The organism is Bacillus cereus group sp. MYBK108-1, from assembly GCF_051917185.1.
GTDB classification, from domain to species: Bacteria; Bacillota; Bacilli; order Bacillales; family Bacillaceae_G; genus Bacillus_A; species Bacillus_A cereus.
On record NZ_JBQAHZ010000001.1, the window covers coordinates 120,857 to 140,403 of the forward strand.

The following is a 19,547-nucleotide window of genomic DNA, read 5'->3' on the forward strand; positions in this document are numbered from 1 at the left end:
TCAATATTAGTTATCCTTTATATATACTATAAAGAACTATTGTGAAAATAACAAAGATTTTTATGTACATGAAAAAATGAGGCTACAACTAGCCTCATTTTTCTTATATCGTTAATTCCAAACCTTTCCTATAATATTCATCCATTATATCGTTTGGAACCATACTTCCACCCGTTCCCCACACAATATGAGTACCTTTTTTCACCTTCTCTGTTAACTGTAGCTTTTGTAAATACTCATCTTCTTTACATACTTTCACTGGCCCTATCATACCTGCTAGTGCAGAAGGCTCTAAATAAATATTCTCCGTATCAGCTAGCTCTTTTAACAATCTATATAACTCTTCATCGCTTACTGTGTAATTCCCACTCAAAAATGGTTCCATCGTTTTACCGACAAATCCAGATGGCCTTCCTACCGCAAGTCCATCCGCATCTGTTACATTATCAATTCCGATATCTTGAACGGAAATTTTGTCATGAAGGCCTGTCATTAAGCCGAGTAACATACAAGGAGAATGTGTTGGCTCTGCAAAGTAACAATGAACATTATCTTTATACAATAACTTTAAACCGAATGCTACTCCGCCAGGTCCTCCTCCTACTCCGCACGGAAGATAAACAAATAAAGGATGATTTTCATCTACTACAACCTCTAACTCTTCTAATTGCTTTTGTAATCGTGATGCTGCTACTGCGTATCCTAAAAATAAATCATGCGAGTTTTCATCGTCTACAAAATAACAGCTAGGATCCGCATCCGCTTGTCTTCTTCCTTCTTCTACTGCTTTGCTATAATCATCTTCATATTCAATAACGTTTACACCTTTACTTCTTAATAAATCTTTCTTCCATTCTTTTGCGTCTGCTGACATATGAACAGTTACATTAAAACCTAGATTCGCACTCATAATCCCTATGCTAAGTCCTAAATTCCCTGTAGAACCTACTGCAATTGAATATTTCGAGAAAAACTCTCTACATGTATCACTATCTAAAACGGAATAATTATCTTCTTCTGTTACCATTCCGTGCTGCAATGCTAGTTGCTCAGCATGTTTCAACACTTCATAAATACCGCCCCTAGCTTTAATTGATCCTGATATTGGAAGATGACTATCACATTTTAATAATAATTCTCCTAAAATAGGTTGCTCATATTTTCTCTCTAAAGCTTCTTTCATAGAAGGTATTTTCACTAAAGGTGATTCGATTATGCCGTTCGCCCCTTTCGTTTCAGGAAAAACTTTCGCAATATATGGTGCAAAACGCTTTAATCTCTCTTCCGCATCTTTTACATTCTCTTCATTAAGTGGTGAATCTTTTATTGCTGTTTCATACTTTTCTATGTTTGGATTTATCCAAAATACTTCTTCTGTTGCAATAAGCTTATTCACTAATGGATATTCTGCTTGTAATGCCCCTATTTCTTTCATTTTGTTTCCTCCTTATATCCTTGTAGCTCACCATACAATAAATTATAATTAAATTAATTTTAATATAGTTTAACACAAATAATCCTATTAAGTTAATTTTAATTTAATTTATTTAAATATAATTTAATAATCATTAAGGAGATTTTCATTATGGAAAATATAGATATTGGTAAAAAAATTGAAAAACAAAGAAAAGAAAAAGGTTTAACTAGTAAAGAACTAGCAAAGATGGCCGATATTACACCATCAATGTTAAGTCAAATTGAGCGCGGGTCCGCTAACCCTTCTATCCAAACATTAAAAGTGCTTGCTAAAGCTCTTGATGTGCCAACATTTAGCTTTTTACTTGAAGATACAAATACAGACGATTTAATTGTACGTTCCCATAAGCGAAAGAAAATGATTATTGATAATTTATCATATGAAATGCTTTCACCTGATTTCACTGGAAATTTAGCAACAGCAATTATGACCGTCCCGCCTAATACAGCTTCATCAGAAAATGTGCTAGAACATAAAGGAGAAGAATTAGCATTTGTCTTAGATGGGAAAATCACATTATATTTAAATGAGGATGAATACGTATTAGAAACTGGCGACAGTGTAAAAATACCTGCTTATTTAAAGCATAAATGGGTGAATCATTTTGAAAAAAACGCGATAGTCTTATTTTCTGTTACTCCGCCGATTTTTTAATATATCAATAAAAACAGGATGATTCTTATAAAATGAGGATTATCCTGTTTTTATTAAATAAGAAAGTGAAATTTTTGTTAAAAACTTAACAGTTGGACCCAATCCGAACAATCCTCCTAAAAACATATTTACAAGTAAAACTATCCCTCCCATTGATGCTAACGTATCATGAGTTAGATTCATCCCACCACTACCAGAGGCATTTGTAATATTCACATAAAAATAAGAAATATGTAAAAATTAATTAATTTTTCAGAATTTTGTTGAAAAATATGGTAAAATCACTCTTATACTTCTTCTATTTTGCTATTATAGAAATAATTAAATTAGGATACTTTTATCGAATGGGGGAATATATAATGAGTGTGTTATTAAAAGGGCATGAACAGATTGTCAACGAATTAAATATTTTATATCAAGTAATGGTAGCGGAGCAATTAATTGAAGCGAAACAATTAAAAGAAAAAATAGAGAAACAGATTAATAAAATTGAAGCTGATCAAACTCTATCGCTTTACTACTCCCTACTAAACTTTAAATATAAGGTCCTAACCGATTGGACAAACATTAAGTATGATACTTTTAGTCAAATTGTTCGTTTAGACAATCCAATAACTGAAGACTTTATTACTTATTATTATCACTTTTTTAAAGCTGAACATGCTACCATTATTGGAAATTATGATGAAGCAAAAAAAGAATACGAAAAAGCTGAATCCCTTTTAAAACATGTACCAGGCGAACTAGAAGAAGCTGAATATAAATATAAATTTGCTATATTTAATCACCATACAAACAAACCACTTACAGCAATCAATTATGCAAATCAAGCTAAAGAGATTTTCTCAAAATATCCACGTTATGAAATTAAAATAGCTCTATGCGAAAACATTTTAGGCTCATGTTCTGTTTATTTAAAACAATTCGAACAAGCCGAAGAGAACTATAATTCAGCAATCAATATTTTACAAAAGCTGAAAGACGATACACTAATCTTAAAAGTTCGAAATAACTTAGGTTGGCTCTACTCTTCTCAAAATCTATCAACCCTTGCTATTAGACATCTTACAATAGTTACAAACAAATTACCTAAACACCTAAAAGCCAATTTTCTACAAGCCAAAGAACATTTTAGTTTAAATGAAAAAGAACTTGCAAACGATTGGGTTCAAAAAGGCTTAGAAATTTGTAATGAATTAAATAATCAAGAATATAAACACCATTTCACTATCTTAAAAACACAACACACTGGTATTCTAGACGACTTAGAAAACGCAATCATTGCAGGCACTACATATTTTAACAGTAAAGAATTATACGATTATGTACAAGAATATTACGAATTATTAGCAGTAGAATTTCATAAAGTGAATAAAATAGAGAAATCTCAAAAATATTTTTTCAAAACTTACGAAGCAAAACAAAAATTATTAACTAAGGAGGCACTAAGATAATGAAAAAGATTAGTTTAGCTATTTTAACCTTTACATGCATACTTGCTTTTGGATTTAATAATTTTACTGAAAGTCAACAAGCAAAACAACTTCCAAAATGGGATACAGATAAACAAGAAACACATGCAGACCTATAGAAACCTAAAAACCCCTAATAAAGGGGTTTTTTAGATTTCTACAATATAATGATTTAGCATATGATGAAGAAATATGCTTATAAAAGATAGCCATACAGATACTCTCTGTACATGGCTATCTTTTATTTTTTCGGCACCAACAAAATCCCTAAACTAATAATACAAAAGCTCATTATTTGCTCTGCTGATAGACCAAACAGAACCGAATTTTGTTCACTAACAAGCGAAATAATAATATGAGCAAACCCCTCAATAATTAGAAAAACACTTATATTCTTTCCATTTCCGAGCCTTTCATTTTTCATCCATAACAAGCCCATTATACAAAGAGCAAGGATGATCTCATATACGAAAATAGGATGATATAAAAATTTAGATTCATATATATTCATTCCCCATGGTAGTGTCGTTTGTACACCTACTTCATGATGGAATAGAAAATAAAAGATAATGCACACACACAATCCAAAAGGGAGTACATCAAGTAAAATACGAAGCAAAAATTGTTCCTTTTTACTTTTCCAAAAAATGTATACACTCGCAATTACGCATCCTACTACAATATGTTGTATACTTCCAATAGCTAATATTGCTTGCACCGGCGCCCCAAAAGCCCATACAGGATTTAAAATTGCTGGTGCAAACTTCCATACAAATACGATGATAAGAAAAGCATTTGTTACGGCATCCATCATTTTTTCATATGATACATTTTGATACTTCATCTTTCGTTTCATCAACATAAAACCAAATAGACTTCCAATTATAAGAGATATGGGTTGTAACCTCACAATCCACTCCATCGTCACCAAATCTCCTTTTAATTCTCAATCAATTTCTTAAATTTCTTTTCTAATTGATCTGGTGGTAATACACCTCGTACATGATCTACTATAATTCCATCTTTATTAACAAAAAATGTCGTCGGTAAAGAGAATACTTTATAATCTAGTCCAGCTACTCCGTCCATATCTAGTAGAACAGGAAACTCAAAACCATAACGATTAGCAAATGCGCTTGCTTCTTGTACTGGGTCACTAACAGTTGCATTCACCGCAAAAATTTCAACATCCTTTTTATATTTATCATACATATGAACTAAGTCAGGTGCCTCCATTTCACACGGCCCACACCATGATGCCCAAAAATTAATAATATACGGTTTTCCCTTGGCATCATTTAACGACTGTAACTTTCCGTCTAATCCTTTTAATGTGATGCTAGGTGCTTTAAAACCGACTTGTGGTAATACTTCTTTCTCCTGTAACTCTGCTTGTTTCGCTTTTCTTTCCTTCTCTTCTTTCTTTGAATTATAAAAGTTAACCCCCGCCCAAACGAGTGCCCCTACTAATATAATAGCAATTATTTTCTTCACTTTTCTTCCTCCTCATTTTTAAAAACCTGTAAATCCACCGAATAGACGAATAAAGAATGCTGTAATTTTCGTCATTTGATTTGTATACAATAAAATACCTGTTACAATCATCATTCCACCGCCAATTTTCATCATGACATTGGCATATGTAACAATCCATTTTACCTTCCCAATAAAGAATGCCATCACGAAAAATGGAACCGCAAACCCAAGAGTATACGCTGTAATATAAAGAAGCGCCCCTTCAGGATTCGTCGCGCCAAGCATGAGTACAGCTGAAAATATCGGTCCAACACATGGCGTCCAACCCGCTGCATATGTCATACCGACTAAAATCGAGCGAATATATCCAGTCGATTTACTTCTATACTGCACCTTTTTCTCTGCCATAAGCCACTTAGGCTGAAACAAGCCCGTCATAAATAGCCCCATTAAAACAATAAAAATCCCACCAATTTGTTGAATCAATTTTTGGTTAGATGAAAATGTTATTCCAATCCAGCTTACCGATAAACCTAACGCGTAAAATATAACCGAAAATCCGATCATAAAAAATACTGTATGTATAATCGCTGATTTTTGCATAATCCCACGATTTTCTTTTAAATCTTGGATAGACACACCTGTAATATAAGATAAATAAGATGGATATAGCGGTAAAGAGCACGGTGATATAAATGACAATACTCCCGCCCCAGCCACAAGCCAAATTGTTAAATCTGCTGCATTCATTTTATTCCCCCTTAAACACTACAATGAGTAGTGTTTATTCTTAAAAAAAGAGGCTATATGCACTCTCCGACAATAAGTACAACCGACATACAGAATAAACCTACTGTTACATATACCGAATTCGTATGTAACGGAATAGTAAGCTTAACAACCTTTTCATTTAACACTTGCTCGATTCGTAAATTTATTGCTGTTTTTGCAAATGAAGCTGTAACACATCGATTTTCCATTGTCTTTATTTTAATTAATTTTAATAACGCGCTACCTAACTCAAATGAAGATTCCATTTTTTGCATCGCATATTTATCAGCAGCTAGCTCCTGATACGTATGATATCGCTGTAACAACCCTTTTAATATCGGTATGTACATCATTCCTTCTGCTAATAGCGTAAAACAAAATAATTTTAGCGGATCCCAATTCTTTTGATGATATTCTTCATGGAAAATAATCGCATCAATTTCTTCATCTGAAAATGTTTGAAGCAACCCTTCCGACATGACAACTTTCGGACGAAATAGCCCAATTGTAAATGCCGCAACTTCCGTAGTCGGCAATATATATATTTGTTTTCTTTTTCGGACGAAAGGGATAAGTACTTTTTGTAATTTTTTACTATAGAAAAATTGTCGCCAAATTCTTTTGCACACGATTAATACAGTAAGTAGTAATAATCCAGCGATTATAATACGAATCAGCGATAATTCTTTCATATGTTTTTCTAACTGGAACAAGCAAAAATTTGAAAGAAGGAACATCTTATTTTGAAACAGAAATGGATATGTAACGTAATACACTAACATACTGAAAAAGAGGATACTAACAATTACTGCTAACAATACGATTTTACGCATTTGCCATTTCATTTCATTAATCCTCTCTTTTTAACTGACTCAATTTGTCTTCTAACTTTTTTATTAAAGTCGGATCAGCCTGCTCTAACTCATCTAACATATGATTTACAACTAAATCTCCAAATTCCCCCATCAATTCCTGTGTCATTTTCTTCGTTTGATTGGATAAGAATTCTTCTTTTGTTTGTACAGCACGATATATACCACTTCTTTTCACAGTCTGTTTTTCTAAGTGTAATTTCTCTACTAACCTGTTCATAACTGTCATAACAGTGTTAAAATTCACAGGTGATTCTTCACTTAATTTCTGCTGCACTTCTTTAATAGTAATACCATCGCTAGACCAAACAATCTCCATAATTTTCGCTTCAAGCGGTCCAAAGAAATGATTTAACCCGTGCTCATTTAACTTATAGTTTTGAGTAAACATTGTACAACTCCTTTCACACTACGAATTGTAGTATAAATTAAATGAAAGGTCAAACGTAAATGATATATATGAAAATTAACTACCCATAAATACATAGGCTATTCCATTCATTTTAAACCTAATTTTTCTCCAAATGTATCAAAAAGATACTGCTCTAATATTTGTACACTAAACTTCTCATTACGTCCAAGTGCAAATAATTCCCGATCTTTCGCTACGATAGTATCTAACGGAATAGCTACATTATCCACTATTTTTGTAATTTCAATTATATTACTTTTTACATTTACTTCTGTTTTAAATTCAACGTTTTCTAACACTATATGTGAACGTCTTCCTGATGCAAAAAAAGTAAAATTAGGATTTTTAACAACGCCAATTTCAGTCTCTAACGCATATAAATAGTGAAAAATTACATCTCTGTGTCCATCTTTTATTATTTTTTCATCCTTCTCATCGTCTAAGTATTCTTTCAGCTTCGTTGTAAATTCAAATCGAAAATCCACTTTTTTCACTCTCCTTCTTTGTATTTCATATTAAATAAATATATTGAAATAATTTTAACATATTGTAATACAACTTCCTATTAAAAGTAAAAACTGTTTTAAAAAATCGCTATTATTTCCGATACCCTTTTAAAATATAAGTATAAATTCAATATGAATCAATGCGTCATTATATCTATTTAAACATATTTTTTCCATATTTTGAAACATTAGTATGAAATATTATATATCAATGTATGGTTTCTAATGCATTGGTATATAGTCAGTAGTTTCTTTACTATTCCGATATACTTAAGCTACATTTTCTAATTATTGATTACATTACGGAAGGAATGTAACTCTCTTCTATCGAATTTTTATATAACAAAAATAATTAGGTGGTGCTTTACTATGAAATTAGCTGTCATTGGTGGCGGTGATTTACAAGATTCAAATCACTTGCCTATTAATGAACGCCTTATAGAATTAACAAATAAACAGTACCCAAAAATATTGTTTATTCCAACGGCTAGTCATGATGATGAAAGCTATATAAAATTATTTTTAGACACTTTTGAAAAACAATTACATTGTGAAGTACAAATTTTACGTAGTACAACAGATTCACCTTCAAAGTATGAAATAGACGAGATGATTCATTCAGCCGATTTAATTTATTTAGGTGGCGGGAACTATATTCACATGCTTACGCAATGGAAAGAACATAGACTCGATGAAAAATTATTATTGGCTCTGCAGCAAGGAACACTTATTGCTGGTTATAGCGCTGGTGCTATGTGTTGGTTCACGTCTAGTATCCGATCAGATTATGAAGGTTCTGGTTATATAGAGAGTAACGGATGGGGTATTGTTAATAAAAGATTTTGTCCACATTATAATCAATTAAACAGAATGAACGCCTTCCATTCCTTTTTACAAAATCATCAAGGGAATATAGAAGGAATTGCACTGGAGGATAATTGCGCTTTATATATTACAGAGGAATCCTTTGAGATTATCGGTGAACCGGAAAAAGCGTGGGAGTTTTATATGAGTGATAAAACACTCATTAGACAACATTTTGATATAACTTTAAAAAGCTATTTATAAACCTGAACTTATGAAAAAATGTCCCTAAGTCTAATAACTTAGGGACATTTTTCTATTTAACTAACTAATCGTGTAATTCGTTTCTTTTGCCATGAAAGCTTATAATATGCATACTGTAATATTAAGCTGACAATAAATGCTGCTGGATACCCGATCCAAATGCCTTCTATTCCAAGACTTGTATGGTAAGAAAGATAATATGCTACGGGTACTTCTACAAGCCAAATTGAAACAACTCCAATAACAGTTGGCCAAAGTACTGTACCGCTCGCTCGCATTGTCGCACTAATAATTTGTGCATGACCGAAAATTAAATAACTCCATAATGTAATCATAACTAAGCTATGAGCAATTTCAATTGTAGTTTGACTCGTTAAAAATAGTGATAAAATGTCTCTTGAGAATACGTAAATAAGAGATATTAACACACCACCGATGACGTAGTTCATAATAATTCCGGCCTTCACAACTTTCTGTAATCGATCAAATTGATTCGCACCAATCGATTGTGCCGCAAAAATGGAAACTGTAATACCAAGGCTAACTGCTGGCATTTGTACATAACTTGCAACTTGATTCACAACGCCGTAAGCAGCTGTTGCATCCGAACCGTAACGATTTACAAATGCGATTACGGCAATTTCAGATAATGAAACTAATATCATATTAATACTCGCTGGAATACCGAGCCTTAGTAATAGCTTTAATAACTCCCCATCCATTCGAAGGTATTTTCTAACCGTTCCATCTAGTTGTAATGGGTGATTTTTCTTCTTTAAATACACAAGCATGACAATAAACGTAATAACTGTAGATATAACAGATGCATAGGCCGCTCCATACACATCTAATTTCGGAGCTCCTAACCATCCAAAAATAAGAATCGGTAATAAGATCATATTTAGCGCTGTACTTACAATTAAAAAGTAAAATGGCGTTTTAGAATCTCCTGTACCTCTCATAAATGTTGTATATGCGAAATATAAAAATAATACTGGCATCGATATAAATAAAATCCGTGCATAATGTACACTTATTTCAATAATATTTTCTGGCGTTCCCATTAGACGCATAATATCCATCGCAAAAATACTGCCTATTATCGCCAACACAACTCCAATAATAAAGGTAAACGTCAACGTCGTACCAACGATAGCTTTTAAACGATCTTCGTTTTTAGCACCAAACGCCTGACCAATTAAAATAGAGCTTCCTGAACCGATACCAATTACAAATGAAACGAGCAAGAAAAATAATGGGAAGAATGCTGATATAGCCGCTAAATCATTAACTCCAAGCCATCTTCCTACTACTACCATACCAAATAATTGTCCAACTGATTGTAGTACATTACTTAATAATAACGGTACTAAAAACATCGACATCGATTTCCAAATCGGTTTACTCTCACTTTCCAACTTATGTGACTCCGCACCTTCTTTATTGTTATCTGCAGGTGGTTTCAAATTTCATTTCTCCTTTTATTAAACATCTATTTTCAATCTCTATCTCTTTGTATAGTTGTTATAATACTGTGCTTCTATTCATTTTCTTTTCGTATGATTATAACTTCACCCAATATTGACTTCCATCGGCTGTTCGATCTAAAAATCCATATTCGATTAAATATCTTCTTAAAGTTACAAAATCAGGGTATACATTTTCTATCACTGTATTTACTTCTTTTTCAGTATACTTTTTATTACTATCAAACTTCTTCACTAAATGGCGCAATATAATTAATTTACGCTTTTGTTTCTTCGGAAATTTAGAGAGAGGTCCATCTAATCCTTCTGTAAAATGAGCTTTTAATACTTCATCATTTTCTTCTTCCGTAATATTGTATCGATCATCCACCATCGTTGCTGTTCTATGAATTGGCACAAATTTCGTTTGTACTTTTGATTTTTCTTCTGATAATTCCATTAGCGCTAAAAATACTTTTGCTTGCTTCATTTTCTCTCGCAGTGTAAATCGATGATTACGAATTGTTGATGTACTTCCGCCATCCATCTCTTTTACAATTTCTTTATCATTCAGTCCCATATGGAAAAACTGAACCATTTTCTTTTGTAAATCCGTTAAACCAGTAAATTTCTTATCCATATTTAACAAATAATCAAACATAGACGTATGCTCATTTTGAATATGCAATTGGACGAACTTCTCTGCTTCATACAAAATTTGGTTATCTTGATAAATAACACCTTTAATAAATGTTTCACCACAAGCTAAGCAAATGTACTCCTCTTTTTCTTCATCAAACACATACCCTTTCTTTAATTCCTCTATTGACGCATCCCAAAACTTCTCTGAAATATCGCTCATACTAAACACTCCTTAAAAATGTTTATTTAAAACCAAACAAATCAATATATCGTTTATTATCACTTCATCATCTTATCACAACACAAACAAACATTTCAACGTTTCGTTTGCCCATTTTATAAACTTTTATAAAACATCTAACAAAAGGGTTTAATACAACGAAAAGCGAATATGTTTATACAAATTCATTTTATAGGATGTGAAATAGAACATAAATATTCTTTAAGACCCTTAGTTTACCGTTAAACAAATTGCACAGAATACATATGCGATTAGTGAATATGGAACTGGTATTCACTCATTCCAAAACTTCAGTATTCAATTTTAACTACAAAAAAGATGTTTTCGTATAAGAAAACATCCTTTACTTTTTATATATTCTATTTACAGTCTCTACTAAAACCTTACTTGCTTGTACAAATGTATGCTTTCGATTTCTATCTTCAACAAATTTATTAGCACAACTACTCATAATGATCATACAACTAATTATGACTAACGCTATCTTTCTATTCTTGTAAGTCACTTTATGCCACTCCACTATTACAAAACTTCTTTTGAATTTATCCCATCAAGAAATTTTACATGAATAATAAAACGCGCGAATATGCAATTCTGCATATTCACGCGTTTTATCACAATGTTATGATTTAATTTAGTTAAAGAACAAGTATACCGAGGTGACTAACTTGAAATTTAAAGCGAAAAAAAATCCATTCCACGTCATTTTCATTACATTATTTATAATTATTTTTTTCGTTTCGTTATTCTTCCAAAATGAAAATTCTATTTTTTTCACTCTCATGATGCTATTAAATATCGTGAATCTTTCTTCATTCTATTTCTCTCACTACAACATAACGGAATCATCTCTTGTTGTAAAACACGGTTTCATTTTTCATACTGAAATTCCATTTGAAGATATTCGTCACGTTAAATACTCTGGTAAAAAACTTCATTCAAAAAAATGGACTAGACAACAATTAGAAATCCATTACAATTTATTTGACTCAGTGACCACTTTCGTACCACTAGAAGAAGAAAAATTCATTTCACTCTTAAAAGAGAACTGCCCACAGATGAAAGTAATGAATACGCCTGCTAACAAATAATATATTTTGAAGCTTGTAGTATTGCAAGTAGATGAAACATAAAAATGAACATCAAAAAAGCCAAGATTCTATACTAAGAACCTTGGCTTTCTCTATTACTCTTTTGGAGCAATCATTTTCTTTGGATCTACAATTTCATCAAATTGCTCTTCTGTTAGTAGCCCAGATTGCAATGCTGCTTCTTTTAAAGTTAACCCTTCTTTATGAGCATGCTTCGCAATTTTCGCTGCATTTTCATATCCGATATGTGGGTTTAGCGCTGTTACAAGCATTAGTGAACGATTCACATTTTCATTAATTACTTCTTCATCTGCTTCAATACCAACTGCACAATTGTCATTAAACGAAACAATTGCATCCGCTAATAAGTGAGCTGATTGTAAGAAGTTATAAGCAATAACAGGTTTAAATACATTTAACTCAAAGTTACCTTGGCTCGCAGCAAATCCGATTGTTGCATCATTCCCCATCACTTGCGCTACAACCATCGTTAATGCTTCACTTTGCGTTGGATTTACTTTCCCTGGCATAATAGAGCTTCCCGGTTCATTTGCTGGAATAATAATTTCTCCAAGACCACTACGTGGACCACTTGCAAGCCAACGTACATCGTTAGCGATTTTCATTAAATCCGCAGCTAATGCTTTTAATGCACCGTGAGTATATACAACTTCATCATGGCTCGTTAATGCATGGAACTTATTTGGTGCAGAAACAAATTGTTTACCTGTAAATTGACTAATTTCCTCTGATACCATCTCACCAAATTTAGGATGAGCATTGATACCTGTTCCAACCGCAGTTCCACCAATTGCTAACTCTTTCATATATGTATTGCTCTCTGCAATCATACGCTCTGTTTTTTCAAGCATACGGTGCCATCCGCTAATTTCTTGCCCTAAAGTTAACGGCGTTGCATCTTGTAAATGTGTACGACCAATTTTTATAATATGTTCAAATGCAGTTACTTTTTCTGCTAAAGTTTCTTTTAATTTCGTAATTGCTGGTAATACGTGATTTTCTACTGCGATTACACAAGCTACATGAAGCGCCGTTGGAAATGTATCATTTGAACTTTGTGACATGTTCACATCATCATTCGGATGAATATGTACGTCAGATCCCTTCTCTTTCAAAATTTGATTCCCACGATTTGCAATTACTTCATTCACATTCATGTTTGACTGTGTACCACTACCTGTTTGCCATACGACAAGCGGAAAATGTTCATTCCATTTCCCTGCAATCACTTCGTCCGCAGCTTCTACAATTGCTTCTGCTTTTTCTTCTGATAGCTTTCCTAATTTTTGATTGCTAAGCGCTGCACTCTTCTTTAAAATTGCAAATGCTTTTACAATTTCAAGTGGCATTTGCTCTGTTCCAATTGGAAAGTTTTCTTTACTACGTTGTGTTTGTGCTGCCCATAATTTATCAGCTGGAACTTTTATTTCTCCTAATGTATCTCTTTCAATTCTGTACTCCATGTTTTCATCCCCTTGAAAATATAATACCTACATCTCTTATAATAACAGACTTTCTCTTAAATGATAAGAATTCTCACTCTTATATATAGATATTCTATATTTATTTTAAAAAATTCCTCTTGACCTAAACTTAAGTTTAGGCTGTATCCTTTCCATTGTAACCTACTATAACACTACTGGAGGAATTCAATATGAAAAAATATGCTTTTATAACAGGTGCAAATAAAGGAATTGGATATGAACTTGTTCGTCAATTAGCAGAAAAAGATTATCACGTATTTTTAGGTGCTCGTAATGAACAACTTGGACAACAAGCCGTAGAATCTTTAAATGTTTCAAACGTTTCCTATATTCAAGTAGATATTTCAAATTCACAATCCATTCAAGAAGCAATAAAGAAAATTTACGAAATGACTGACCACTTACATTTATTAATTAATAACGCAGGCATAGCGCTAGACTTCAATACACTACCTAGTGAATTAAATATTGAAACTTTACGCCAAGGATTTGAAGTTAATTTTTTTGGAACTTTCCAAATGATGCAAGCCTTTTTACCATTATTAAAGAATTCAAGCAACAGTAAAATAATAAATGTAACAACTGACATGGCCTCACTAACAATGTTTGCTAATGGTGAAACACATCCAATTAATACACTAGGATATAATTCTTCCAAAACAGCTATTAATGCTTTAACATTAGCTTTTAGTAAAGAATTTGCCACTAACGGTCCAGAAGTATTTGGGGTAACTCCTGGTTTTACAACTACGGATCTTAATGGAAATTCCCCTGGTGGCCATACAACCACTGAAAGTGCTAAAATTATTATTAAATATGCATTAAGTGAAACAAACTATAATGGTAAAATACTTAACAAAGATGGCATTATACCTTGGTAATAAAAGGATGAATGATATGTATTATACAATTGGGCAAGTCGCCAAAATGCAACATTTAACTATTTCTCAAATACGTTATTACGATAAACAAGGACTGTTTCCTTTTCTGCAAAGAAACGAAAAAGGAGATCGAGTTTTTGATGAAGAAGCACTGAAATATTTAGAAATGATTTTGTGTTTAAAAAACACCAGTATGCCAATTCAAAAAATAAAACAATTTATCGACTGGTCTATGGAAGGAGAATCTACCATCCTTCAAAGGTTAGCATTAATGAAACAACAGGAGACCAATGTCTTACAGCTCATGCAAGACACTGAAAAAAACTTAAAAAAGATACAACAAAAAATTGCTAAATATGAGAATGAAATAACTTCAGCAAATGCTATTAAAAAATAAAAAAATCACCTTCTACATATTGTAGAAGGTGATTTTTATTTTATGATGCTTGCTTTCCTTTATCTGCATCATCTACATACCAGATGAATTTGCCTGTATATCCGTAAATAACTGCTAAAATTAACGATACGAAGCTTAACCACATAAACGGAACGTATGAGAACGTTGCTACACCTAAAATACCAGCCATAAAAATACCATTATCAGACCATGGAACCATACCTGAAGTTAACGTTCCACCTACTTCTGAGTTACGCGCTAATACACGACGGTCTATTTTTAATTTATCATAGCTATCTTCCATAATTTTTGGTGTTAAAATTAGTGATACATACATCGCACAACCAAATATATTAGCTAAGAATGCCACAATTAATGTAGACAATGTTACATTACCTGCAGAATTTAATTTCTTCTCAAATTTTGATACAATTACTTTTAAAACACCTAGTTTTTCAAGTAATCCACCAAATCCTAAACCGAAAATAATAACGGCTACTGAGCCAAGCATGCCGTTAATTCCACCACGGTTTAATAACTTGTCAACAAACTCAACACCAGATTGAATTGAGAATCCGTTATAAGCTGTTCCAATCGCCTCTCCAAAGTTCATCCCTTGGAAAAGAGTTGCCCAAATTGCACCAATTAAAGCTCCCATTGCAATTGTTGGCATAGACGGTTTCTTCATCGCTAATAGAACGATAACAATGACCGCCGGAACAAGCATCCATATTTTAATATCAAATTGCTTTAATAAAGCTTCTTTTAAAAATTCTACTCGATTCAAATCTACATTATCGCCGCCATACATCCAACCAGCTACAGTAAACATAATACTAGTAATAATATAAGCCGGAACATCTAATACGAGCATAGCTCGAACGTGAGCAATAACATCTACTTTCGCCATAGAAGCTGCAAGAACTGTGCTATCAGAAAGTGGTGATAATTTATCGCCGAAATAAGCTCCTGAAAGAACTGCACCAGCAACAAGCGGAAGTGGTAAACCAAGTCCTTCACCAATCGCCATCATAGCAATACCTGCTGTTCCCACTGTTCCCCAAGACGTTCCTGTTGCGATAGAAGTTATAGAACAAATAATTAATGTTGCTAATAGGAATATGCTAGGGTGAATAAATTCTAATCCATAATAGATTAATGTTGGTACTACCCCACCAGCAATCCACGTTCCAATTAAAGCACCTACTGCAACTAAAATCAGTATTGCTTCTAATCCGTTAGAAATCCCTTTCGTAATTGCATCTTGCAATTCTTGATAACGAAATCCTAATCTTAATCCAAGCGCAATTACTAAAAACCATGAAATAAATAGCGCTAATTGAATTGGGAGATCAAAAATCGTTTGGAAGGAAAAGACAACAGCAAGAAATAGTAATAAAAGAACTATGATTTCTAGCATCGATGGTAATCTTACACTTTTCATTTTTTTCTCTCCTTACAAGTCGATAACATGACGTATGTCGTCTTACATGTATGTAATATACAATTAGCGAAGACAAAACAAAATTTTCATATTATTTCGATTTATTTTTCCAGTATAATATATTCACAACCCTTTCTATTGTAAAATTAGATTACGTTTTTCGCAATGAAAAATATAAAAAATGTTGTATTTTTATTTATCCCGATATTTTCGGCCAATAAGACCTCCGCCTTAAAATTCAGTAAGTGCAAAGCACTTAGGTAAGAAATTAACTACTGTAAAATTCCGAATCGATATGAACATATTAAAGCTTCACTTTATTTACAAGGAACAATCCCATACTAACTTTTTTAATATTTGCTGCAACAAAACTTTTTACAACTATCTTAACTTTTTAATTCACACCATTATTTTCTACGCAAAAAATAGGGCACACATCCTTAAAATGATGTATGCCCTATCTTTATTTATACATATTTTGTATTTCTTCTTTATTTTTAAGTATTTCCTCAAACTTATCACTACAACCCTTCGGAAATAACACTCCCAGTCCATATGAATGCGCAAATTGAAAATGAGGGCACTTCGCTTTTACCTCATCCCAAAACTTATACACGCCGAAATCACCACTTCTAACTTCAATATCATGAAATAATACAATACCGTTTTTCGCGACTTTCGGTAGCCATGTATTATAATCGTGAGAAACAGCTTCATACGTATGATAGCCATCAATATGCAAAAGATTTATCGTTTCATCTTGAAACCGGTCTACAGCATCATCAAAAGTAGATCGAATTAAATTTCCTATATTAAGGTAGTTATCGCTCACTACTTTTTCTACTATTTGAAAAACCCCTTCTCCATATGGACCTGTATGCCCATCTCCAGCCCAAGTATCTACTGCAAAGCATTTAGTCGATAACCCTCCATCTTTTACTCCTTGACAAAAACTGAAGAAAGAAGCACCTAGATGTGTACCTAACTCAACTAAAGTTTCCGGTTTTTCAAATCGTACTAAGTCATATGCAAAATCTAAATGTCCACTCCACGCAGATTGTGACCGAATAATAGGACTAAATGTTTCAAATTCAAATGATGGTTTATGAGTAACCCAGTTCATCGCATAACTCCTTCTGCACATATTTTTAACAAACCAAATTACTCTTATCTTTATTTTTTTATCGCCTTGATTATGATTCTATTTCATGAAAATATGAAGAATTTATTCTTTTCTATTAAGGTAAAGCATCATATACATATGGGTCAGTTGGCTTATTAATTTTCTCGATTTTGTTTACTTTTACAAGTGGAAAGACTGTTCCTTTATATGTCGTTTCATCTAATAATCCTGTTATTTTCACCCATGTTTCTTCTGGAGTTTTTTCAATATTTTTCCCGGTAACAATCATCCCCCAGACTGATGCATCCGCAATACAACAAGTTATACCATATCGAGCCACTACTGCTTTATTACCCGTCACATCTTTATCCTTATATATAAACCCTAAGAATGTAATTTCTTTCCCTTTAAACCAATTAACATTTTGACCAATTACATTCATTGTTTGAACATAGTCCTTATCCTTTACTTGTAGTTTACGCTGTCCTAACATACTTTTTACTACTTGCTCTTCCGTTTTATAAGTCGTTGATAAATTTGATGTTTCTTCTGGATCAACGGATACTTCTCGCCCATCAAACTTAACCTGTTCCCCCTCTTTTTCGTTCCTTTCTAGACTTCTCGCCTGTACACTTTGATTCATACCCCTTTTTCCTGCTAAACTTCCATCAATTGTTACACTTCCAAAGAGAAAAGCACTAACTATCGGAACGACAAATAAAACATATACAAAGAAACTTTTTATCCCTGATTTTGATGTTGTATGATGTTTACAACAATTACAATCATGCTGTTTTTCTCTTCCATCTCTCCAAACTTGTACAATACCAAAAATTAAAATTACTACAAAAGCTATATACGTAAATTTGATCATTTTTGGAGCGATAAAATTATAAATATTCCCTGTTACAAGTAGTTTAAATAAGAGCATTGCTAAACCAATTAAAATAATGCCACGAATATAGCAATGATATGCCTTCTGCTCCTCTTTCCCCATTCTTTCTCACCTCCTATAACATTATGATTTGCAGGATGGTATACACAGATACAATGACAATTCCCATCAAAAAGAATACAAATCTCTTTTGAAAATATGCAAATAGCATTAACGTATTTTTCATATCAAGCATAGGCCCAAATACAAGAAATGCGAGAAGTGCCTTTACCGAGAAAACATGTCCAAAAGATGCCGCTATAAAAGCATCGGCTGCAGAGCAAATTGATAAAACATAACCAAATCCCATCATAATAAAGGGGGCAATTACTTCGTTATGTGCTACTGCATCCAGTACATTCCGATCAAAAAACGTTTGAAATACACTTGCTAAAAAAGCACCAATCAATAAATACTTACCAGTATCAAAAAACTCATCTACAATATGATTCATAACATCTTTCCAACTCTTTTTATTGCTTGTTTGAACTGAAACCTCTACATCTTTTAAAACATTTCTTTCGCGATAGCAATAATACACAATTAGACCTATGAATAGAGCAACTAAAATTGTTATCCCAAAGCGTGCATATACAACGTAATCATTTTTTGGAAACGCATATACAGTAGATAAAAGAACAACTGGATTCATAATGGGTGCACTCAGTAAAATAACAATGCCTACATGAAGTGGTAACCCCTTTTGAATGAGCCTTCTTACAATTGGTATAATGACACATTCACACATTGGAAAAAGAACTCCCACAAATACTGCCGGAATCATTGCAACAATCGGAGATTTCGGCATTACTTTTTGAATCATATCTTCCGTCACAAACACTTGAATACATGAAGAAACAATTACCCCTAATAAAATAAAGGGTATTGCTTCAAAAATGATACTTAAAAATACTGTATTCACATTCAACCATTCCTGTGGCATATTTTTGTGCAAATTTGCTAGACTTGTAAAATCTACAAAAAATAATAAAAAGAGAAACATAGCGATAAGAGCTATGCCTACTAATTCTTTTGAAACTCTATTAAAGACCAAGCTTCTCGCCTCCATTTTATTTATATTTAAACATGTGCTTGTCCAAATGCTCCATACTACA

The 19,547-nt window shown here is 32.7% G+C and carries 22 protein-coding genes; 7 read left to right on the plus strand and 15 right to left on the minus strand.

The features are described 5' to 3' along the window. Positions 1 to 103 precede the first annotated feature (103 nt). A complete protein-coding gene (locus ACTFSL_RS00535) occupies positions 104 to 1,435 on the minus strand; it encodes a D-serine ammonia-lyase (protein ID WP_000658538.1) in 1,332 nt (443 codons plus the stop codon). Positions 1,436 to 1,585: 150 nt separating this feature from the next. Here ACTFSL_RS00535 and ACTFSL_RS00540 point away from each other — a divergent pair, with 150 nt between their 5' ends. Continuing rightward, the gene (locus ACTFSL_RS00540) at positions 1,586 to 2,131 is read left to right on the plus strand and encodes a helix-turn-helix domain-containing protein (RefSeq protein ID WP_088338901.1); all 546 of its coding nucleotides are present in this window, start codon (positions 1,586 to 1,588) and stop codon (positions 2,129 to 2,131) included. Between the two features lie 39 nt (positions 2,132 to 2,170). Here ACTFSL_RS00540 and ACTFSL_RS00545 read toward each other — a convergent pair whose 3' ends face one another. After that, entirely contained in the window at positions 2,171 to 2,347 is a 177-nt protein-coding gene (locus ACTFSL_RS00545; RefSeq protein WP_031312325.1) for a hypothetical protein, read from the minus strand. Between the two features lie 143 nt (positions 2,348 to 2,490). Here ACTFSL_RS00545 and ACTFSL_RS00550 point away from each other — a divergent pair, with 143 nt between their 5' ends. Both ACTFSL_RS00550 and ACTFSL_RS00555 read left to right on the plus strand, forming a co-directional pair. Then, positions 2,491 to 3,585: a tetratricopeptide repeat protein gene (locus ACTFSL_RS00550; RefSeq protein WP_000114849.1), complete on the plus strand. Its 1,095-nt coding sequence runs from the start codon at positions 2,491 to 2,493 to the stop codon at positions 3,583 to 3,585. Beyond that, on the plus strand, positions 3,585 to 3,722 hold the full coding sequence (locus ACTFSL_RS00555) for a hypothetical protein (protein WP_000724012.1): 138 nt from the start codon (positions 3,585 to 3,587) through the stop codon (positions 3,720 to 3,722). Before ACTFSL_RS00550 ends, ACTFSL_RS00555 begins: the two co-directional genes overlap by 1 nt. Positions 3,723 to 3,844: 122 nt before the next feature. Here ACTFSL_RS00555 and ACTFSL_RS00560 read toward each other — a convergent pair whose 3' ends face one another. The 6 genes from ACTFSL_RS00560 to ACTFSL_RS00585 all read right to left on the minus strand — a co-directional run bounded on the left by ACTFSL_RS00560 (position 3,845) and on the right by ACTFSL_RS00585 (position 7,619). Beyond that, a complete protein-coding gene (locus tag ACTFSL_RS00560) occupies positions 3,845 to 4,525 on the minus strand; it encodes a prolipoprotein diacylglyceryl transferase family protein (protein ID WP_074047417.1) in 681 nt (226 codons plus the stop codon). Between the two features lie 17 nt (positions 4,526 to 4,542). Further along, positions 4,543 to 5,097, minus strand: coding sequence for a TlpA family protein disulfide reductase (locus tag ACTFSL_RS00565; protein WP_000719879.1), 555 nt, complete (start codon positions 5,095 to 5,097; stop codon positions 4,543 to 4,545). An 18-nt stretch (positions 5,098 to 5,115) separates the two neighbouring features. Continuing rightward, the gene (gene ccdA / locus ACTFSL_RS00570) at positions 5,116 to 5,829 is read right to left on the minus strand and encodes a cytochrome c-type biogenesis protein CcdA (RefSeq protein WP_000990443.1); all 714 of its coding nucleotides are present in this window, start codon (positions 5,827 to 5,829) and stop codon (positions 5,116 to 5,118) included. A 53-nt stretch (positions 5,830 to 5,882) separates the two neighbouring features. Further along, the gene (locus ACTFSL_RS00575) at positions 5,883 to 6,695 is read right to left on the minus strand and encodes a M56 family metallopeptidase (RefSeq protein ID WP_000871939.1); all 813 of its coding nucleotides are present in this window, start codon (positions 6,693 to 6,695) and stop codon (positions 5,883 to 5,885) included. A gap of 4 nt (positions 6,696 to 6,699) precedes the next feature. After that, complete coding sequence (locus ACTFSL_RS00580; RefSeq protein ID WP_000495053.1) at positions 6,700 to 7,113, minus strand: BlaI/MecI/CopY family transcriptional regulator; 414 nt, start codon at positions 7,111 to 7,113, stop codon at positions 6,700 to 6,702. Between the two features lie 107 nt (positions 7,114 to 7,220). Next, on the minus strand, positions 7,221 to 7,619 hold the full coding sequence (locus ACTFSL_RS00585) for a DUF3942 family protein (RefSeq protein ID WP_000347525.1): 399 nt from the start codon (positions 7,617 to 7,619) through the stop codon (positions 7,221 to 7,223). A 390-nt stretch (positions 7,620 to 8,009) separates the two neighbouring features. Between ACTFSL_RS00585 and ACTFSL_RS00590 the strand changes: the two genes are divergently transcribed. Beyond that, positions 8,010 to 8,708 carry a peptidase E gene (locus ACTFSL_RS00590; RefSeq protein WP_000762114.1) on the plus strand — a complete coding sequence of 233 codons (699 nt, stop codon included), beginning with the start codon at positions 8,010 to 8,012 and terminating at the stop codon, positions 8,706 to 8,708. 56 nt (positions 8,709 to 8,764) lie between these two features. Here ACTFSL_RS00590 and ACTFSL_RS00595 read toward each other — a convergent pair whose 3' ends face one another. Both ACTFSL_RS00595 and ACTFSL_RS00600 read right to left on the minus strand, forming a co-directional pair. Then, complete coding sequence (locus ACTFSL_RS00595; RefSeq protein WP_000804124.1) at positions 8,765 to 10,174, minus strand: MATE family efflux transporter; 1,410 nt, start codon at positions 10,172 to 10,174, stop codon at positions 8,765 to 8,767. Positions 10,175 to 10,271: 97 nt separating this feature from the next. Continuing rightward, positions 10,272 to 11,036: a DUF2087 domain-containing protein gene (locus ACTFSL_RS00600; protein ID WP_001280271.1), complete on the minus strand. Its 765-nt coding sequence runs from the start codon at positions 11,034 to 11,036 to the stop codon at positions 10,272 to 10,274. A gap of 689 nt (positions 11,037 to 11,725) precedes the next feature. On the opposite strand from ACTFSL_RS00600, the gene ACTFSL_RS00605 reads away from it, so the two are divergent. Continuing rightward, a complete protein-coding gene (locus ACTFSL_RS00605) occupies positions 11,726 to 12,148 on the plus strand; it encodes a PH domain-containing protein (protein ID WP_000669069.1) in 423 nt (140 codons plus the stop codon). A gap of 95 nt (positions 12,149 to 12,243) precedes the next feature. Here the strand turns inward: ACTFSL_RS00605 and fumC are convergent, their stop codons facing one another. Further along, entirely contained in the window at positions 12,244 to 13,632 is a 1,389-nt protein-coding gene (fumC, locus tag ACTFSL_RS00610) for a class II fumarate hydratase (RefSeq protein ID WP_000456608.1), read from the minus strand. A 191-nt stretch (positions 13,633 to 13,823) separates the two neighbouring features. Between fumC and ACTFSL_RS00615 the strand changes: the two genes are divergently transcribed. Further along, on the plus strand, positions 13,824 to 14,534 hold the full coding sequence (locus tag ACTFSL_RS00615) for an SDR family NAD(P)-dependent oxidoreductase (protein ID WP_000759544.1): 711 nt from the start codon (positions 13,824 to 13,826) through the stop codon (positions 14,532 to 14,534). A 16-nt stretch (positions 14,535 to 14,550) separates the two neighbouring features. Beyond that, positions 14,551 to 14,931 carry a MerR family transcriptional regulator gene (locus ACTFSL_RS00620; RefSeq protein ID WP_000291863.1) on the plus strand — a complete coding sequence of 127 codons (381 nt, stop codon included), beginning with the start codon at positions 14,551 to 14,553 and terminating at the stop codon, positions 14,929 to 14,931. A 40-nt stretch (positions 14,932 to 14,971) separates the two neighbouring features. Here the strand turns inward: ACTFSL_RS00620 and nhaC are convergent, their stop codons facing one another. The 4 genes from nhaC to ACTFSL_RS00640 all read right to left on the minus strand — a co-directional run bounded on the left by nhaC (position 14,972) and on the right by ACTFSL_RS00640 (position 19,501). Then, positions 14,972 to 16,375 carry a Na+/H+ antiporter NhaC gene (gene nhaC, locus ACTFSL_RS00625; protein ID WP_000843992.1) on the minus strand — a complete coding sequence of 468 codons (1,404 nt, stop codon included), beginning with the start codon at positions 16,373 to 16,375 and terminating at the stop codon, positions 14,972 to 14,974. Positions 16,376 to 16,838: 463 nt separating this feature from the next. Beyond that, positions 16,839 to 17,498, minus strand: a complete 660-nt coding sequence (locus ACTFSL_RS00630) for a class I SAM-dependent methyltransferase (RefSeq protein WP_001104669.1) — start codon at positions 17,496 to 17,498, stop codon at positions 16,839 to 16,841. 115 nt (positions 17,499 to 17,613) lie between these two features. Then, entirely contained in the window at positions 17,614 to 18,495 is an 882-nt protein-coding gene (locus ACTFSL_RS00635; RefSeq protein ID WP_088338790.1) for a TIGR03943 family putative permease subunit, read from the minus strand. Positions 18,496 to 18,508: 13 nt separating this feature from the next. Then, on the minus strand, positions 18,509 to 19,501 hold the full coding sequence (locus tag ACTFSL_RS00640; RefSeq protein WP_172442979.1) for a permease: 993 nt from the start codon (positions 19,499 to 19,501) through the stop codon (positions 18,509 to 18,511). Between the last annotated feature and the right edge of the window lie 46 nt (positions 19,502 to 19,547).

What these genes read in the sequence shown, in the direction of transcription:
- ACTFSL_RS00635 (WP_088338790.1), bottom strand. Translation starts at nt 18,495, where the DNA reads ATGGGGAAAGAGGAGCAGAAGGCATATCATTGCTATATTCGTGGCATT.
- ccdA (WP_000990443.1), bottom strand. Translation starts at nt 5,829, where the DNA reads ATGAATGCAGCAGATTTAACAATTTGGCTTGTGGCTGGGGCGGGAGTA.
- ACTFSL_RS00620 (WP_000291863.1), top strand. Translation starts at nt 14,551, where the DNA reads ATGTATTATACAATTGGGCAAGTCGCCAAAATGCAACATTTAACTATT.
- ACTFSL_RS00560 (WP_074047417.1), bottom strand. Translation starts at nt 4,525, where the DNA reads ATGGAGTGGATTGTGAGGTTACAACCCATATCTCTTATAATTGGAAGT.
- fumC (WP_000456608.1), bottom strand. Translation starts at nt 13,632, where the DNA reads ATGGAGTACAGAATTGAAAGAGATACATTAGGAGAAATAAAAGTTCCA.
- ACTFSL_RS00555 (WP_000724012.1), top strand. Translation starts at nt 3,585, where the DNA reads ATGAAAAAGATTAGTTTAGCTATTTTAACCTTTACATGCATACTTGCT.
- ACTFSL_RS00600 (WP_001280271.1), bottom strand. Translation starts at nt 11,036, where the DNA reads ATGAGCGATATTTCAGAGAAGTTTTGGGATGCGTCAATAGAGGAATTA.
- nhaC (WP_000843992.1), bottom strand. Translation starts at nt 16,375, where the DNA reads ATGAAAAGTGTAAGATTACCATCGATGCTAGAAATCATAGTTCTTTTA.
- ACTFSL_RS00535 (WP_000658538.1), bottom strand. Translation starts at nt 1,435, where the DNA reads ATGAAAGAAATAGGGGCATTACAAGCAGAATATCCATTAGTGAATAAG.
- ACTFSL_RS00575 (WP_000871939.1), bottom strand. Translation starts at nt 6,695, where the DNA reads ATGAAATGGCAAATGCGTAAAATCGTATTGTTAGCAGTAATTGTTAGT.
- ACTFSL_RS00590 (WP_000762114.1), top strand. Translation starts at nt 8,010, where the DNA reads ATGAAATTAGCTGTCATTGGTGGCGGTGATTTACAAGATTCAAATCAC.
- ACTFSL_RS00550 (WP_000114849.1), top strand. Translation starts at nt 2,491, where the DNA reads ATGAGTGTGTTATTAAAAGGGCATGAACAGATTGTCAACGAATTAAAT.
- ACTFSL_RS00615 (WP_000759544.1), top strand. Translation starts at nt 13,824, where the DNA reads ATGAAAAAATATGCTTTTATAACAGGTGCAAATAAAGGAATTGGATAT.
- ACTFSL_RS00580 (WP_000495053.1), bottom strand. Translation starts at nt 7,113, where the DNA reads ATGTTTACTCAAAACTATAAGTTAAATGAGCACGGGTTAAATCATTTC.
- ACTFSL_RS00540 (WP_088338901.1), top strand. Translation starts at nt 1,586, where the DNA reads ATGGAAAATATAGATATTGGTAAAAAAATTGAAAAACAAAGAAAAGAA.
- ACTFSL_RS00630 (WP_001104669.1), bottom strand. Translation starts at nt 17,498, where the DNA reads ATGAACTGGGTTACTCATAAACCATCATTTGAATTTGAAACATTTAGT.
- ACTFSL_RS00640 (WP_172442979.1), bottom strand. Translation starts at nt 19,501, where the DNA reads ATGGAGGCGAGAAGCTTGGTCTTTAATAGAGTTTCAAAAGAATTAGTA.